This window comes from Salmonella sp. 3C, assembly GCF_025426275.1.
Classification (GTDB): domain Bacteria; phylum Pseudomonadota; class Gammaproteobacteria; order Enterobacterales; family Enterobacteriaceae; genus Salmonella; species Salmonella enterica.
In genome coordinates this window covers 1,487,832-1,503,469 of sequence record NZ_CP104858.1, presented here as the reverse complement: position 1 = coordinate 1,503,469, position 15,638 = coordinate 1,487,832, and the positions used below count along the sequence as shown (strand labels likewise).

Here is a 15,638-nt window from a genome sequence, read left to right as displayed (position 1 = left end):
GCATGATGACTATGCTGCGCGGATGGATAACGATGATCGTCATGCTGACGGCAATAAATGCGCAGGCGGCCTGTAGCTGGCCTGCGTGGGAACAGTTCAAGAAAGATTACATTAGCCAGCAGGGACGCGTTATCGATCCGGGCGATGCGCGAAAAATTACCACCTCCGAAGGGCAAAGCTACGCCATGTTCTTTGCCCTGGCGGCGAACGATCGACCGGCGTTCGCGCAACTGTTTAACTGGACGCAAAACAATCTGGCGCAGGGATCGCTGCGTGAACATCTGCCCGCCTGGCTGTGGGGACAAAAAGATCCCGACACCTGGTCGGTGCTGGACAGCAACTCCGCGTCCGACGGCGATATCTGGATGGCATGGTCGCTGCTGGAGGCCGGTCGCCTGTGGAAAGAGACGCGTTATACCGAGGTGGGCACGGCGTTGCTAAAACGCATCGCCCGCGAAGAGGTCGTGAATGTGCCGGGGCTGGGCTCAATGCTGCTACCTGGCAAAATCGGCTTTGCCGAGGCGAATAGCTGGCGTTTTAACCCAAGCTATCTGCCGCCGCAGTTGGCGCAATACTTTAGCCGTTTTGGCGCGCCGTGGTCGACGCTACGGGAAACCAATTTGCGGCTTTTGCTGGAAACCGCGCCGAAAGGTTTCTCGCCGGACTGGGTGCGTTATGAAAGCAAGCAAGGCTGGCAGTTGAAAGCGGAAAAGACGCTGATCAGTAGCTACGATGCGATTCGCGTCTATTTATGGACGGGAATGATGCATGATGGCGATCCGCAAAAAGCGCGTTTACTGGCGCGATTTAAACCGATGGCGACGTTAACGATGAAAAACGGCGTTCCACCGGAGAAAGTGGATGTCGTCAGCGGGAATGCGCAGGGGACGGGGCCGGTCGGGTTTTCCGCCGCTTTACTGCCTTTCCTGCAAAATCGCGACGCCCAGGCCGTGCAGCGACAGCGGGTCGCAGACCATTTTCCTGGCAGCGATGCCTATTACAACTATGTGCTGACTCTCTTTGGACAAGGCTGGGATCAGCACCGTTTTCGCTTCACCGTCAAAGGTGAATTATTACCTGACTGGGGCCAGGAATGCGTAAGTTCACGTTAAGTCTCATGCACGCTTTTTTGCCGGCTGGCGGTCGAAACGCTTTACCTGGCAAAAGAGGCGTTTCTCGGGCATTGTTGGGTTTATCGCTTGGTATGGTGCTAACACCGCTTGCCGGCGCAGCGACCTCCGCGCAGCAACAGTTGCTGGAGCAGGTTCGGCTGGGCGAGGCCACGCACCGTGAGGACTTAGTCCGTCAGTCGCTCTATCGCCTGGAGCTGATCGACCCCAATGATCCACAGGTTATCGCCGCCCGTTTCCGCTATCTGTTGCGCCAGGGGGATAGCGACGGGGCACAGAAGCTACTTGACCGGCTGGCGCAACTGGCGCCGGAGTCGACGGCGTATCAATCTTCCCGCACCGCGATGCTGCTCTCCACGCCACAAGGACGTCAGTCTTTGCAGGAGGCGCGTTTACTGGCGACGACCGGCCATACTGAACAAGCGATCGCCAGCTACGACAAGTTGTTTAAAGGTTATCCGCCGGAGGGCGAACTGGCGGTCGAATACTGGACGACCGTGGCGAAATTGCCCGCCCGCCGTCACGAAGCGATTAACCAGCTACAGAAAATCAATGCCGTCAGTCCGGGTAATAACGCTCTGCAAAATGCGCTGGCGCAACTGTTGTTCGCCAGCGGGCGGCGCGATGAGGGATTTGCGGTGCTAAAACAGATGGCGAAATCCAGTACGGGACGCAGCGCGGCCTCCGCCATCTGGTACCAGCAGATAAAAGCTCTCCCGGTGAGCGACGCCAGCGTAAAAGCGTTGCAAGACTATCTGACGCAGTTTAGCGAAGGCGATAGCGTGTCTGCCGCCCGCGCCCAGCTTAGCGAGCAGCAAAAACAGTTAGCCGATCCGGCGTTCCGCGCGCGCTCGCAGGGCATCGCGGCGGTTAATGCCGGAGAAGGCGGTAAGGCCATTGCGCAATTGCAGCAGGCGGTGAGCGCCCGGCAGGACGACAGCGAGGCGGTCGGCGCGCTGGGGCAGGCATACTCACAGCGTGGCGATCGCGCCCGCGCCGTCGCGCAGTTTGAAAAAGCGCTGGCGATGGCGCCGCACAGCAGCAGCCGCGATAAGTGGGAGAGCCTGCTGAAGGTCAATCGCTACTGGCTGTTAATTCAGCAGGGCGACGCGGCCTTAAAAGCGAATAATCTGGCCCAGGCGGAGCGTTTCTATCAGCAGGCGCGAGCGGTGGATAACACCGACAGCTACGCGGTACTGGGGCTGGGGGATGTGGCGATGGCGCGCAAAGATAATGCCGCCGCCGAACGTTATTATCAGCAGACGCTGCGTATGGATAGCGGTAATACCAATGCTGTACGCGGGCTGGCGAATCTTTATCGCCAGCAGTCGCCGCAAAAAGCCGCCGCGTTTATCGCTTCTCTTTCCGCCAGCCAGCGGCGCAGTATCGACGATATCGAACGCAGTCTGGAAAATGACCGTCTGGCGCAGCAGGCGGAAACGCTGGAAAGCGAGGGCAAATGGGCGCAGGCCGCAGAACTGCACCGTCGCCGGCTGGCATTAGATCCGGGGAGCGTGTGGGTGACGTACCGACTGTCACGCGATCTGTGGCAGGCCGGGCAGCACGCCCAGGCCGATGCGCAAATGCGCTCTCTGGCGCAGCAGAAGCCAAACGATCCGGAACAGGTCTATGCTTATGGGCTTTATCTTTCCGGCAGCGATCGGGACCGGGCGGCGCTGGCGCATCTCAATACCCTACCGACCAGCCAGTGGAACAGCAATATTCAGGAACTGGCGGGCCGATTGCAAAGTAACCAGGTGCTGGAAAGCGCTAACCGCTTGCGCGATAGCGGCAAAGAACGCGAAGCGGAAGCGTTGTTACGTCAGCAGCCGCCCTCTACGCGCATTGCGTTAACGTTGGCGGACTGGGCGCAGCAGCGTGGCGATAATGCGGCGGCCCGCGCCGCTTATGACGCCGTTCTGGCGCGGGAACCGGGTAATGTCGATGCCATGCTGGGGCGGGTGGAAATCGACATCGCACAGGGCGATAACGCTGCGGCGCGCGCTCAGCTGGCGGCGCTGCCTGCGTCGCAAATCACCTCTATTAACATGCAGCGCCGCGTCGCGCTGGCGCAGCTCCAGCTTGGCGATATCACGGCGGCGGCGCGGACCTTCAACCGCATTACGCCGCAGGCAAAAGCACAGCCGCCATCAATGGAAAGCGCGATGGTATTGCGTGACGCCGCCGCTTTTCAGGCGCAAACGGGCGAGCCGCAGCGGGCGTTGGAAACCTACAAAGAGGCAATGGTCGCCGCGGCGATTACGCCGGTTCGTCCCCTGGATAACGATACCTTTACCCGCCTGACGCGCAATGATGAAAAAGATGACTGGCTAAAACGCGGCGTGCGTAGCGATGCGGCGGAGTTGTACCGTCAGCAGGATCTCAATGTCACGTTGGCGCACGATTATTGGGGGTCGAGCGGGACTGGCGGCTACTCCGATCTGAAGGCGCATACCACGATGCTTCAGGTGGATGCGCCCTGGTCGGACGGACGGGCGTTCTTTCGTACTGATATGGTGAATATGGATGTTGGCCGCTTCTCTACGGATGCGGATGGAAAATACGATAATAACTGGGGTACCTGTACGCTGGAGAAATGCAGCGGACATCGTAGCCAGGCCGATACGGGCGCGAGCGTGGCGGTCGGCTGGCAGAATGAGACCTGGCGCTGGGATATCGGCACGACGCCGATGGGCTTTAATGTCGTTGATGTGGTCGGCGGCGTCAGCTATAGCGACGATATCGGGCCGTTGGGTTATACCCTGAACGCGCATCGTCGCCCGATCTCCAGCTCGCTGCTGGCGTTTGGCGGGCAAAAGGACGCCAGCAGCAATACCGGCACCAAATGGGGCGGCGTGCGGGCCAACGGCGGCGGCGTCAGTCTCAGCTATGATAAAGGCGAAGCAAACGGTGTCTGGGCGTCGCTCAGCGGCGACCAGTTGAGCGGTAAAAATGTGGAAGATAACTGGCGCGTGCGCTGGATGACCGGTTATTACTATAAGGTGATTAACGAGAATAACCGCCGCGTTACCGTCGGGCTGAATAACATGATCTGGCATTACGACAAAGATTTGAGCGGTTATTCACTGGGTCAGGGCGGTTATTATAGCCCGCAGGAATACCTGTCGTTTGCGGTGCCGGTGATGTGGCGGCAGCGTACGGAAAACTGGTCGTGGGAGCTGGGCGGCTCGGTATCCTGGTCGCACTCCCGCAACCGTACCATGCCGCGTTATCCGCTGATGAATTTGATCCCGGCGGATTATCAGGAGGATGCGCGTGACCAGACCAACGGCGGCGGCAGCAGCCAGGGATTTGGCTATACCGCGCGGGCGCTCATTGAACGCCGGGTCACTGCCAACTGGTTTGTGGGTACGGCTGTCGATATTCAGCAGGCGAAAGATTATACCCCCAGTCATCTGCTGCTGTATGTCCGTTATTCCGCGGCGGGCTGGCAGGGGGATATGGATTTACCGCCGCAGCCTCTGGTGCCTTACGCTGACTGGTAATCATTGCGTCAGGCCTACGAATTGACAGGCGTCGTAGGCCTGAGAAGCGCAGCGCCATCAGACGCTATCATTAACCGTTATTCAGAAAAGTCCTTTTCAGATACAGCCTCTCTTAATGCCGCTGCAATCGGGTATACTCAGGCGGCAGTCCGGGATATCCAGGGAGAGTCAATTTGCGCGTCAGCCGCTCGTTAACAATTAAACAGATGGCAATGGTTGCGGCCGTTGTCATGGTGTTTGTTTTTGTCTTTTGCACCGTTTTGTTGTTCCATCTGGTACAGCAGAACCGCTACAACACGGCTACGCAACTGGAAAGCATCGCGCGATCTGTTCGGGAACCTCTTTCTTCCGCGATTTTAAAAGCGGATCTCCCCGGCGCGGAAACCATTCTGGAAAGTATTAAACCTGCGGGCGTGGTGAGTCGCGCCGATGTGGTATTGCCGAATCAGTTCCAGGCGTTGCGTAAGCGCTTCATTCCTGAACGCCCCGTCCCGGTTATGGTGACGCGTCTCTTCGAACTGCCGGTACAAATTTCTTTGCCGGTTTATTCGCTGGAGCGTCCCGCCAATCCGCAACCGCTGGCCTACCTTGTATTGCAGGCGGATTCGTACCGTATGTACAAGTTCGTCATGAGCGCGCTCTCTACGTTAGTGACCATTTACTTACTTTTATCGCTGATCCTGACGGTGGCCATCGCCTGGTGCGTAAACCGCCTGATTGTGCATCCGCTGCGCAAAATCGCCCGCGAGCTGAACGACATTCCGCAGCAGGAGCTGATCGGACATCAGCTGGCGTTGCCGCGTCTGCATCAGGATGATGAAATTGGAATGCTGGTGCGCAGCTATAACCTCAACCAGCAGCTTATGCAGCGTCAACGCGAGGAGCAAACGGACAACGCGATGCGTTTTCCGGTTTCCGAGCTGCCCAATAAAGCCTTTTTAATGGCATTGCTGGAACAGGTTATCGCCCGCCAACAGACCACCGCGCTTATCATCGTGACGTGCGAAACGTTGCGTGACACGGCAGGCGTGCTGCAAGAAACGCAGCGGGAGATTCTATTACTGACGCTGGTTGAGAAGCTGAAGTCGGTGCTGGCGCCGCGCATGGTGCTTACGCAGGTCAGCGGGTATGACTTCGCCATTATCGCCCACGGCGTTAAAGAGCCGTGGCACGCCATCACATTAGGTCAGCAAATACTCACTATCATTAATGAACGACTGCCCATCCAGGGTATTCAACTGCGCCCAAGCTGCAGTATTGGCATTGCGATGTATTATGGCGATCTGACCGCCGAAGCGCTCTATGGTCGCGCCGTTTCCGCCGCGTTTACCGCGCGCCGAAAAGGTAAAAATCAGATCCAGTTCTTTGACCCGGCGCAGATGGAGGCCGCTCAACAGCGCCTTACCGAAGAGAGCGATATCCTTACCGCGCTGGATAACCATCAGTTTGCCATTTGGTTGCAGCCGCAGGTCGAGATGCGCAGCGGCAACGTATTAAGCGCCGAAGCCTTGTTACGTATGCAACAGCCGGACGGTAGCTGGGAATTGCCGGAGGGGCTGATTGAGCGCATTGAATCCTGCGGCCTGATGGTCACGGTGGGCCATTGGGTGCTGGAAGAGTCCTGCCGCCAGCTTGCCGCCTGGCAGGAGCGCGGCGTGACATTGCCGCTCTCCGTCAATCTTTCCGCGTTACAGCTCATGCACCCTGGCATGGTGTCGGATCTGCTGGAATTGTTAAATCGCTATCGTATTCAACCGGGTACGCTGATTCTTGAGGTCACTGAAAGCCGCCGTATCGACGATCCGCACGCTGCCGTCGCTATCTTACGTCCGTTACGTAATGCTGGCGTGCGTATCGCACTGGATGATTTTGGCATGGGTTACGCGGGGCTGCGCCAGTTACAGCATATGAAGTCGCTACCGGTCGATATCCTTAAAATTGATAAAATGTTTGTCGATGGGTTACCGGATGATCACAGTATGGTGACGGCGATTATTCTGATGGCCCGCAGTCTTAATTTACAATTGATTGCCGAGGGCGTGGAGAACGAGGCGCAACGCGCGTGGCTGGAACAGGCGGGAGTCAACGTCGCGCAAGGCTTCCTGTTTGCTCGGCCCGTTCCCGCGGATATCTTTGAAGAACGGTATCTGTCGCACGAAAATTCTGATTACAAAAGTTAAAAAAGGTCGCGCTTGTGCGAGCCAGCTCAAACTTTTTAACATTTTTGTTTCAATTATGATCCTGGCGCATTTCTGTCATGTTGTGTGGGTGTTATTTTAAGGCCGCAGGTTACTCATAACCTTACAAGAGCTGTGGTTTTTACTTCAAGGACACCCTATGAAAACCTCTCTGTTCAAAAGTCTTTATTTTCAGGTCCTGACAGCAATCGCCATTGGTATTCTCCTTGGCCATTACTATCCTGAACTGGGCGCACAAATGAAACCGCTTGGCGACGCGTTCGTTAAGCTCATTAAGATGATCATCGCTCCTGTCATTTTCTGTACAGTCGTGACGGGCATCGCAGGCATGGAAAGCATGAAAGCGGTGGGGCGTACCGGCGCGGTCGCGCTGCTTTACTTTGAAATTGTCAGTACGATTGCGCTGATTATCGGTCTTATCATCGTCAACGTTGTGCAACCTGGCGCCGGGATGAACGTCGATCCGGCAACGCTGGATGCGCAGGCGGTGGCCGTTTATGCCGCACAAGCCAAGGAGCAGGGCATTATTGCCTTCCTGATGGATGTCATACCGGGCAGCGTGATCGGCGCGTTTGCCAGCGGCAACATTCTGCAGGTCTTACTGTTTGCGGTGTTGTTTGGTTTTGCGCTGCACCGTTTGGGCAGCAAAGGCCAGCTCATTTTCAATGTGATTGAGAGTTTTTCGCAGGTCATTTTCGGCATCATCAATATGATCATGCGCCTGGCGCCGATTGGCGCATTCGGCGCGATGGCCTTCACCATCGGTAAATACGGCGTCGGTTCTCTGGTGCAACTGGGGCAGCTCATTATCTGCTTCTATATCACCTGTATTCTCTTCGTGGTGGTGGTGCTGGGGACGATTGCACGGGTAACGGGCTTTAGCATTTTTAAATTTATTCGCTATATCCGGGAAGAATTACTCATTGTGCTCGGCACCTCCTCTTCCGAGTCAGCGTTGCCGCGTATGCTCGATAAGATGGAAAAACTGGGGTGCCGTAAATCGGTGGTGGGGCTGGTGATCCCGACGGGGTATTCGTTCAACCTTGATGGCACCTCTATTTACCTGACGATGGCGGCGGTGTTTATCGCCCAGGCGACCAACAGCCATATGGATATCTTCCACCAGATAACGCTACTGGTCGTGCTGCTGCTCTCGTCAAAAGGCGCCGCGGGCGTGACCGGAAGCGGCTTTATTGTGCTGGCGGCCACTATCTCCGCCGTGGGCCATTTACCGGTTGCGGGACTGGCGTTAATCCTTGGTATCGACCGCTTTATGTCCGAAGCGCGCGCGCTGACTAACCTGGTGGGTAACGGCGTGGCGACGGTGGTGGTTGCCAAATGGGTGAAAGAGTTAGATCACCAAAAGCTGGACGATGTGCTTAATAATCGTGCGCCGGATGGCAAAACGCACGAAATTTCCTCCTAATCTCGCCACTTATGCCCGTAGTCCCTTCCAGGACTGCGGGTGTTTGCGCATAATTGACCCCTGCGCCCAAAGCATACAGCATGATGCTTAGGGATTATTTCACTTCTTCCGTGACATTTTTAGGTTCTCGCGGTCTAACACGAAGTGTTTTTACGTCATATTCAGGCATCCCTGCCGGGGCTGTCTTTTTATTACCAGGATTGTTGATCAGGGGTTCACATGCAGGGCACAAAAATTCGACTCTTAGCGGGCAGTCTGTTGATGTTGGCCTCTGCCGGCTATGTGCAGGCAGATGCGCTCCAGCCCGATCCGGCATGGCAACAGGGGACGCTGGCTAATGGGTTACAGTGGCAAGTGTTGGCTACGCCTCAGCGCCCCAGCGATCGTATTGAAGTTCGTCTCCAGGTTAATACCGGTTCGCTCACCGAAAGTACACAACAGAGCGGGTTCAGCCATGCGATTCCCCGTATCGCGCTGACGCAAAGCGGTGGTCTGGATGCCGCACAGGCACGTTCTTTATGGCAGCAAGGGTTTGATCCGAAACGTCCCATGCCGCCCGTTATTGTTTCTTATGATTCCACGCTCTATAACCTCAGTTTACCCAATAACCGTAACGATCTGCTGAAAGAAGCGCTGACCTATCTGGCTAACGTCTCCGGTAAATTAACCATTACGCCAGAGACGGTGAATCATGCGTTAAGCAGCGAAGATATGGTTGCGACGTGGCCAGCAGATACTAAAGAGGGCTGGTGGCGTTATCGGCTGAAAGGGTCGGCGTTATTGGGGCACGATCCCGCGGAACCGTTAAAGCAGCCGGTAGACGCAGCCAAAATTCAGGCTTTCTATGAAAAATGGTACACCCCGGATGCCATGACGCTGATTGTTGTCGGCAACATTGATGCGCGCTCCGTCGCCGAGCAGATCAACAAAACGTTCGGTACGCTGAAAGGTAAACGCGAAACGCCCGCCCCGGTGCCGACGCTTTCGCCGCTGCGGGCGGAATCAGTGAGCATTATGACCGATGCGGTGCGCCAGGATCGTCTCTCCATTATGTGGGATACGCCGTGGCAACCGATTCGCGAATCGGCGGCGCTGTTGCGCTACTGGCAGGCGGATCTGGCGCGCGAAGCGCTGTTCTGGCATATCCAGCAAGAGCTTACTAAAAATAACGCGAAAGATATTGGTCTGGGGTTTGACTGCCGGGTTCTGTTCCTGCGCGCGCAGTGCGCCATCAACATTGAATCACCTAATGATAAGCTCAATACCAATTTGAGCCTGGTGGCGAATGAACTGGCGAAAGTACGCGATAAAGGTTTGTCGGAAGAGGAGTTTACTGCGCTGGTGGCGCAGAAAAATCTCGAATTGCAAAAGCTGTTCGCGACCTACGCGCGTACCGATACTGACATTTTGACTGGACAGCGTATGCGCTCGCTGCAGAATCAAGTGGTGGATATCGCGCCGGAGCAGTATCAGAAGCTGCGTCAGAATTTCCTCAACAGCCTGACCGTTGATATGCTCAATCAGAATTTACGTCAGCAGCTATCGCAGGAGATGGCATTAATTTTGCTGCAACCGCAAGGCGAGCCGGAATTTAATATGAAGGCGTTAAAGGCGACGTGGGATGAAATCATGGTCCCGACAACTGCCGCCGCTGTTGAAGCAGATGAGGCGCATCCGGAAGTGACGGAGACACCGGCGGCACAGTAAGCTGCCGCCTGCCGGCCCGGTAAGCGCAGCGCCACCGGGCAAGAGCAAATGACTTACTGCGGCATCGCGTCGTGCGGAATAATGGCCCCACGGTACTGAATTACCGTGCTGGCCGTCAGGTGTCCGCGCTTCGCGGCATCCGTCGCGCTGCCGCCCGTCAAACGAACGGCCAGATAACCGGCGCTGAAGGAGTCGCCTGCGGCAGTGGTGTCTATCACTTTCTCTTTCGGCAGTTTTACTGCCGGAACGTCAATGAGCGCCTCGCCCTGAATTGAGACCAGGCAAGAGTCCGCCCCGCGTTTTACCACCACTTCCTGCACGCCTGCCGCATGGGTGCGGGCAATGACCTCTTCCACCGGTTGCTGGCCCCATAGCGCGTCTTCATCGTCCAGTGTCAGGAAAGCGATATCAGTACATTCCAGCATCTTTTGATAGACCTGCTGCGTTTCTTCGCGACTTGTCCATAAACGCGGGCGATAGTTATTATCAAAAATGACTTTCCCGCCGTTGGCCCGGCATTCACGCAATAAAGACAGCAGCTTATCACGGCTGGTCGGGCTTAAAATCGCGAGGCTAATGCCGCTCAGGTAGAGATAATCGAAGGTCGCCAGCGCCTTGCAGATAGCCGCTGACTGCTCGCTCTCCAGCCAGAATTTCGCTGCCGCTTCGTTACGCCAGTAGTAGAAGGTACGCTCGCCAGTGTCATCGGTTTCGATGTAATAGAGGCCTGGTAGGCGATTTTCCATCCGCTGCGTTAGCGAGGTATCCACATTTTCATGCTGCCACGCCTCCAGCATCTGTTGGCTGAAACTGTCGGTACCCAGCGCCGTCACATAGTGAACGGCCAGAGCGGCAGAATCGACCTGACGGGCAATATAAACGGAGGTATTCAGCGTGTCGCCGCCGAAGCCGCGCTGAACATCAGCGCCTTTCTGCGACAGTTCAATCATGCATTCGCCAATCACGGCAATCTTTTTAGACATAGTCGTGAACCTGATCTGTAAAAATTAGCGTTAGTGTGCGCTGTGGATGTTTAGTGGTCAATAATATTAAAACATCGGTCCATTATTTTTTTGAGCAAGTGCGTATTTTTGACAAGTTTCGGGGGCTGTTTTTATTTTGCCAGGGACCGAGGGTAAAGTTCTCTGCCTGAACGCCGATAACCTTTGACGAGTCCGGACAGTCACACTCCCATTAACAGGACAACTGAGATGATAAAGCAGGTTATCCAGCAGCTACGCGTTCCTGATGCAGGTATAGAGAATTTGCAGGAACGGCGCTATTGGCTGCAATGCGAGCGTGCCTATACTTACCAGCCGATATACCAGACGGATGGCCGTCTGATGGCGGTTGAACTTCTCACTGTCGTCACCCATCCTGATAACCCTTCCAGACGTATTGCCCCGGATCGTTATTTCGCGGAGTTAGCGGTTCGACACCGCATTGACGTAGTGAAAGAACAACTTCATCAGCTTGAACAAAAAGCGGATTTTTTCACTCGCCATCACTTATTGGCATCAGTCAATGTTGACGGCCCTACGCTGATTGCCATGCGACGACAGCCGGACATTCTGGCAGCGATGGAGCGTTTACCCTGGCTGCGTTTCGAATTGGTGGAACATATTCGTTTGCCGAAAGACTCCTCTTTCGCCTCGATGTGTGAGTTCGGCCCGCTGTGGCTGGATGATTTTGGTACTGGTATGGCCAATTTTTCAGCGCTGAGCGAAGTGCGTTATGACTACATTAAAGTGGCGCGCGAGCTGTTCGTCATGCTGCGTCAGTCCGCGGAGGGACGCAACCTGTTCACTCTGCTGCTGCAACTGATGAACCGCTACTGCCGCGGCGTTATTGTCGAGGGCGTGGAGACGCTGGAAGAGTGGCGTGATGTGCAGCGTTCGCCCGCCTTTGCCGCCCAGGGCTATTTTCTTTCTCGACCCGTGCCGCTGATATCGCTCGAAGAGGTGATTCTGACCCTGTAACGCCAGACTGTTCCCGTAATACGTGGTATTACGAGGCGCGGTCATCCTCCTTTTTCGTCTGGCTGAACTATCTTTAGGACAGGCAAGGGAAGAAGTGAGGAAATAACACATGACTAAAGCAGGCAAAATAACCGCCGCCATCACAGGGACTTTCTTGTTGTTGATCGCCATAGTGATTTTGTTGATCGCAACATTTGACTGGAACCGCCTCAAACCGACCATCAACCAGAAAGTCTCTACCGAATTGAACCGGCCTTTCGCTATTCGCGGCGATTTAGGCGTGGTGTGGGAACGCCAAAAACAGGAGACCGGCTGGCGAAGCTGGGTACCGTGGCCGCATGTTCACGCGGAAGACGTCATTCTCGGCAATCCGCCGGATATTCCGGAAGTTACGATGGTGCATCTGCCACGCGTTGAGGCGACGCTTGCCCCGCTGGCGCTCCTGACCAAAACCGTCTGGCTGCCGTGGATCAAACTGGTGAAACCCGACGCGCGTCTTATTCGTCTGTCCGAGAAAACCAATAACTGGACCTTTAACCTCACGCAAGACAAGAATACGGACCCCAATGCTAAACCTTCCGCCTGGTCCTTCCGGCTGGATAATATTCTCTTCGACCAGGGGCGAATCGCGATCGATGATAAGGTCAGTAAAGCGGATATCACTATTCTGGTCGATCCGTTAGGCAAACCGTTGCCGTTCAGCGAAGTGACGGGAACGAAAGGCAAAGCAGACAAATCCACCGTGGGCGACTATGTCTTCGGCCTGAAGGCGCAGGGGCGTTATAACGGGGAACCGTTAACCGGTACGGGAAAAATAGGCGGTATGCTGGCGCTACGCAGCGAAAGTACGCCTTTTCCTGTGCAGGCCGATTTCCGCTCTGGTAATACGCGGGTGGCTTTTAGCGGCGTGGTGAACGAACCGATGAAAATGGGCGGCGTCGATCTGCGGCTTAAATTCTCTGGCGATTCACTGGGCGATTTATATGATTTAACCGGCGTGCTGCTGCTGGATACGCCGCCGTTTGAGACCGATGGGCGATTGGTGGCGAAAATTGACGCCGAAAAGTCATCAGTATTTGATTATCGCGGTTTTAACGGGCGCATTGGCGACAGTGATATCCACGGCTCCCTCACTTATACCACCGGTAAACCGCGCCCTAAACTGGAAGGCGATGTCGAATCGCGCCAGTTACGCCTGGCCGATCTTGGGCCGCTGATTGGCGTGGATTCCGGGAAAGACGCTGAGCAGTCGAAACGGTCTGAACAGCGCAAAGGCGAGAAGAATGTTCAGCCGGCGGATAAAGTGTTGCCTTACGATCGCTTTGAAACCGACAAATGGGACGTTATGGACGCCGATGTCCGGTTTAAAGGCCGACGTATTGAACATGGCGGCAGTCTACCGATTAGCGATCTTTCGACCCATATCATCCTGAAAAACGCCGACTTACGTCTACAGCCGCTGAAGTTTGGTCTGGCAGGCGGCAGTATTGTCTCCAACATCCATTTGGAAGGGGATAAAAAGCCAATGCAGGGGCGGGCGGATATACAGGCGCGTCGGCTGAAGCTTAAAGAACTGATGCCGGATGTGGAGCTGATGCAGAAAACGCTGGGCGAGCTGAACGGCGATGCGGATATTCGCGGGACGGGCAACTCGGTCGCCGCGCTGCTTGGCAACAGTAACGGCAATCTCAAATTATTGATGAATGATGGATTGATTAGCCGCAACCTGATGGAAATCGTGGGGCTGAACGTCGGCAACTATATTGTCGGGCAGATTTTTGGCGATGACGAAGTGCGGGTTAACTGCGCGGCGGCGAATCTCAATATTGCGAACGGCGTGGCGCGACCGCAAATTTTTGCTTTTGATACAGAAAATGCGTTGATTAACGTGACCGGTACGGCGAGCTTCGCCTCTGAACAGCTCGATTTAACCATTGATCCGGAAAGTAAGGGGATTCGTATTATTACGCTACGATCGCCGCTGTACGTGCGTGGGACATTTAAAAATCCGCAGGCGGGCGTCAAGCCCGGCCCGCTGATTGCGCGCGGCGCGGTTGCGGCAGCGCTGGCGACGTTGGTAACGCCCGCCGCCGCGCTATTAGCGCTCATTTCGCCCTCTGAAGGCGAAGCCAATCAGTGCCGGACGATTTTAACGCAGATGAAGCAGTAACGTGAAACGTCGCGCCGGATGACGCCATCCGGCGCCCTATTACAACGCCTGATGACGCGTCTCATGGGTTAACAGCAGTGCAATCAGCGTCAGCGCCGCCATTGACGCCAGGTAAACCCCTACCGCCGCCAGCCCGTAGTGGCTTTGCAGCCATGCGGCAATATACGGCGCGACGGAAGCGCCCAGAATCGATGAGACATTGTAGGAAAACGATGCGCCGGTATAGCGCACTTCCGTCGGAAATAGCTCCGGCAGCAGCGCTCCCATTGGGCCGAAGGTCAGCCCCATCAGGCTCAGGCCTAACAACAGGAACACGAATACCAGCGCTGGATTGCCTGAACCCAGCAGCGGGGTAAAGGCGAACAACGCGAAGAGAATGATGAGCGTGGTAATGATGACCATGCTTTTCCGACGGCCAAATGCGTCCGCCAGCAGGCCGGCGACGGGCACCATCACGCCGAAACCAATCACCGCCATCATCAGCATCCACAGTATTTCATTGCGCGGCAAGCCAAGCCCCACCGGCGCGGCGGCAGTGCTGTAAGTCATGGAATAGACGGTCATGATATAGAACAGCGTGTAGGTCGCCAGCATGATAAACGTGCCGAGAATGGTTACGCGGACATGCTTCGTCAGCAACGTGCCCAGCGGTATTTTTACCTGCTTTTTCGCTGCGGCGACTTTCGCAAACACCGGCGTTTCATGCAGCGACACGCGCACATACAGGCCGATAATCACCAGCACCGCCGAGAAGATAAACGGCACGCGCCAGCCCCAGCTCATAAACTGCTCGTCGGTCAGCAGCCAGGAGAGCAACAGGAAGGTGCCATTGGCAAAAAAGAAGCCGATCGGCGCGCCCAACTGCGGGAAGGAGCCATATAGCGCGCGTTTGCGCGGCGGCGCATTCTCCGTCGCTAATAACGCCGCGCCGCCCCATTCGCCGCCCAGCCCCAGTCCCTGACCGAAACGCGCCAGCGCCAGCAGCAGCGGCGCGAAAATACCTATCGTCGCGTAGCCCGGTAACAGACCGATAATGACCGTGGAGATCCCCATCGTCAGCAGCGAAGCCACCAGCGTGACTTTGCGGCCTACCCGGTCGCCGAAGTGGCCGAATAGCGCAGAGCCAATCGGACGCGCCACAAACGCGATAGCGAAGGTAGCGAGCGATTGTAGCGTTGCCGCAGTGGGATCGCCCTGGGGGAAGAAGATAAGGGGGAACACGATCACCGCTGCGGTGGCGTAAATATAGAAGTCGAAGAACTCAATCGCGGTGCCGATAAGCGAGGCAATAACGACTTTATTGCGTGAGTTTACCGGAACATGTTCCTGTTCATGGTCGAGTGTTGTGGCGGTTGCTTGCATACTATTTTCTTATTTTTAGCGAACGAATAGCCATATTACGCACAGCAAAAGTTATATTTCAATGTGTAACAAAAGCCAAAGATGGTCAAAAAAAGCGCAAAAAGGGGATAATTTTTAAGCCTGCCATTTTGCGTCTATGAAATGCTTCACATAATTTTAG

General features: G+C 55.6%; 9 protein-coding genes. 7 read left to right on the top strand and 2 right to left on the bottom strand.

From position 1 onward, the window contains the following. Positions 1–2: 2 nt before the first annotated feature. From bcsZ to N7E69_RS07140, 5 genes are all read left to right on the top strand, one after another. Entirely contained in the window at positions 3–1,112 is a 1,110-nt protein-coding gene (bcsZ, locus tag N7E69_RS07160) for a cellulose synthase complex periplasmic endoglucanase BcsZ (protein ID WP_000988803.1), read from the top strand. Then, a complete protein-coding gene (bcsC, locus tag N7E69_RS07155) occupies positions 1,094–4,636 on the top strand; it encodes a cellulose synthase complex outer membrane protein BcsC (RefSeq protein ID WP_001225215.1) in 3,543 nt (1,180 codons plus the stop codon). The genes bcsZ and bcsC overlap by 19 nt, the downstream gene beginning before the upstream one ends. A 173-nt stretch (positions 4,637–4,809) precedes the next feature. Further along, positions 4,810–6,816: a biofilm formation regulator HmsP gene (gene hmsP / locus N7E69_RS07150; RefSeq protein WP_001266347.1), complete on the top strand. Its 2,007-nt coding sequence runs from the start codon at positions 4,810–4,812 to the stop codon at positions 6,814–6,816. Between the two features lie 157 nt (positions 6,817–6,973). Continuing rightward, positions 6,974–8,260, top strand: a complete 1,287-nt coding sequence (gene dctA, locus N7E69_RS07145; protein WP_000858228.1) for a C4-dicarboxylate transporter DctC — start codon at positions 6,974–6,976, stop codon at positions 8,258–8,260. A 219-nt stretch (positions 8,261–8,479) separates the two neighbouring features. Further along, positions 8,480–9,967, top strand: a complete 1,488-nt coding sequence (locus N7E69_RS07140; RefSeq protein ID WP_001163182.1) for a M16 family metallopeptidase — start codon at positions 8,480–8,482, stop codon at positions 9,965–9,967. 53 nt (positions 9,968–10,020) lie between these two features. Here the strand turns inward: N7E69_RS07140 and N7E69_RS07135 are convergent, their stop codons facing one another. After that, positions 10,021–10,950 carry a sugar kinase gene (locus tag N7E69_RS07135; RefSeq protein WP_000037586.1) on the bottom strand — a complete coding sequence of 310 codons (930 nt, stop codon included), beginning with the start codon at positions 10,948–10,950 and terminating at the stop codon, positions 10,021–10,023. Positions 10,951–11,178: 228 nt separating this feature from the next. On the opposite strand from N7E69_RS07135, the gene pdeH reads away from it, so the two are divergent. Next, entirely contained in the window at positions 11,179–11,946 is a 768-nt protein-coding gene (gene pdeH / locus N7E69_RS07130) for a cyclic-guanylate-specific phosphodiesterase (RefSeq protein ID WP_000595624.1), read from the top strand. Between the two features lie 109 nt (positions 11,947–12,055). After that, positions 12,056–14,116 carry an AsmA family protein gene (locus N7E69_RS07125; protein WP_001751749.1) on the top strand — a complete coding sequence of 687 codons (2,061 nt, stop codon included), beginning with the start codon at positions 12,056–12,058 and terminating at the stop codon, positions 14,114–14,116. A 39-nt stretch (positions 14,117–14,155) separates the two neighbouring features. Here N7E69_RS07125 and N7E69_RS07120 read toward each other — a convergent pair whose 3' ends face one another. Then, entirely contained in the window at positions 14,156–15,478 is a 1,323-nt protein-coding gene (locus N7E69_RS07120) for an MFS transporter (RefSeq protein ID WP_001148981.1), read from the bottom strand. Positions 15,479–15,638: the final 160 nt, after the last annotated feature.

Bases quoted from the DNA above. Each gene is read 5' to 3' on its own strand.
- bcsZ (WP_000988803.1), top strand. From the start codon at position 3: ATGATGACTATGCTGCGCGGATGGATAACGATGATCGTCATGCTGACG.
- bcsC (WP_001225215.1), top strand. From the start codon at position 1,094: ATGCGTAAGTTCACGTTAAGTCTCATGCACGCTTTTTTGCCGGCTGGC.
- dctA (WP_000858228.1), top strand. From the start codon at position 6,974: ATGAAAACCTCTCTGTTCAAAAGTCTTTATTTTCAGGTCCTGACAGCA.
- N7E69_RS07140 (WP_001163182.1), top strand. From the start codon at position 8,480: ATGCAGGGCACAAAAATTCGACTCTTAGCGGGCAGTCTGTTGATGTTG.
- N7E69_RS07135 (WP_000037586.1), bottom strand. From the start codon at position 10,950: ATGTCTAAAAAGATTGCCGTGATTGGCGAATGCATGATTGAACTGTCG.
- pdeH (WP_000595624.1), top strand. From the start codon at position 11,179: ATGATAAAGCAGGTTATCCAGCAGCTACGCGTTCCTGATGCAGGTATA.
- N7E69_RS07125 (WP_001751749.1), top strand. From the start codon at position 12,056: ATGACTAAAGCAGGCAAAATAACCGCCGCCATCACAGGGACTTTCTTG.
- N7E69_RS07120 (WP_001148981.1), bottom strand. From the start codon at position 15,478: ATGCAAGCAACCGCCACAACACTCGACCATGAACAGGAACATGTTCCG.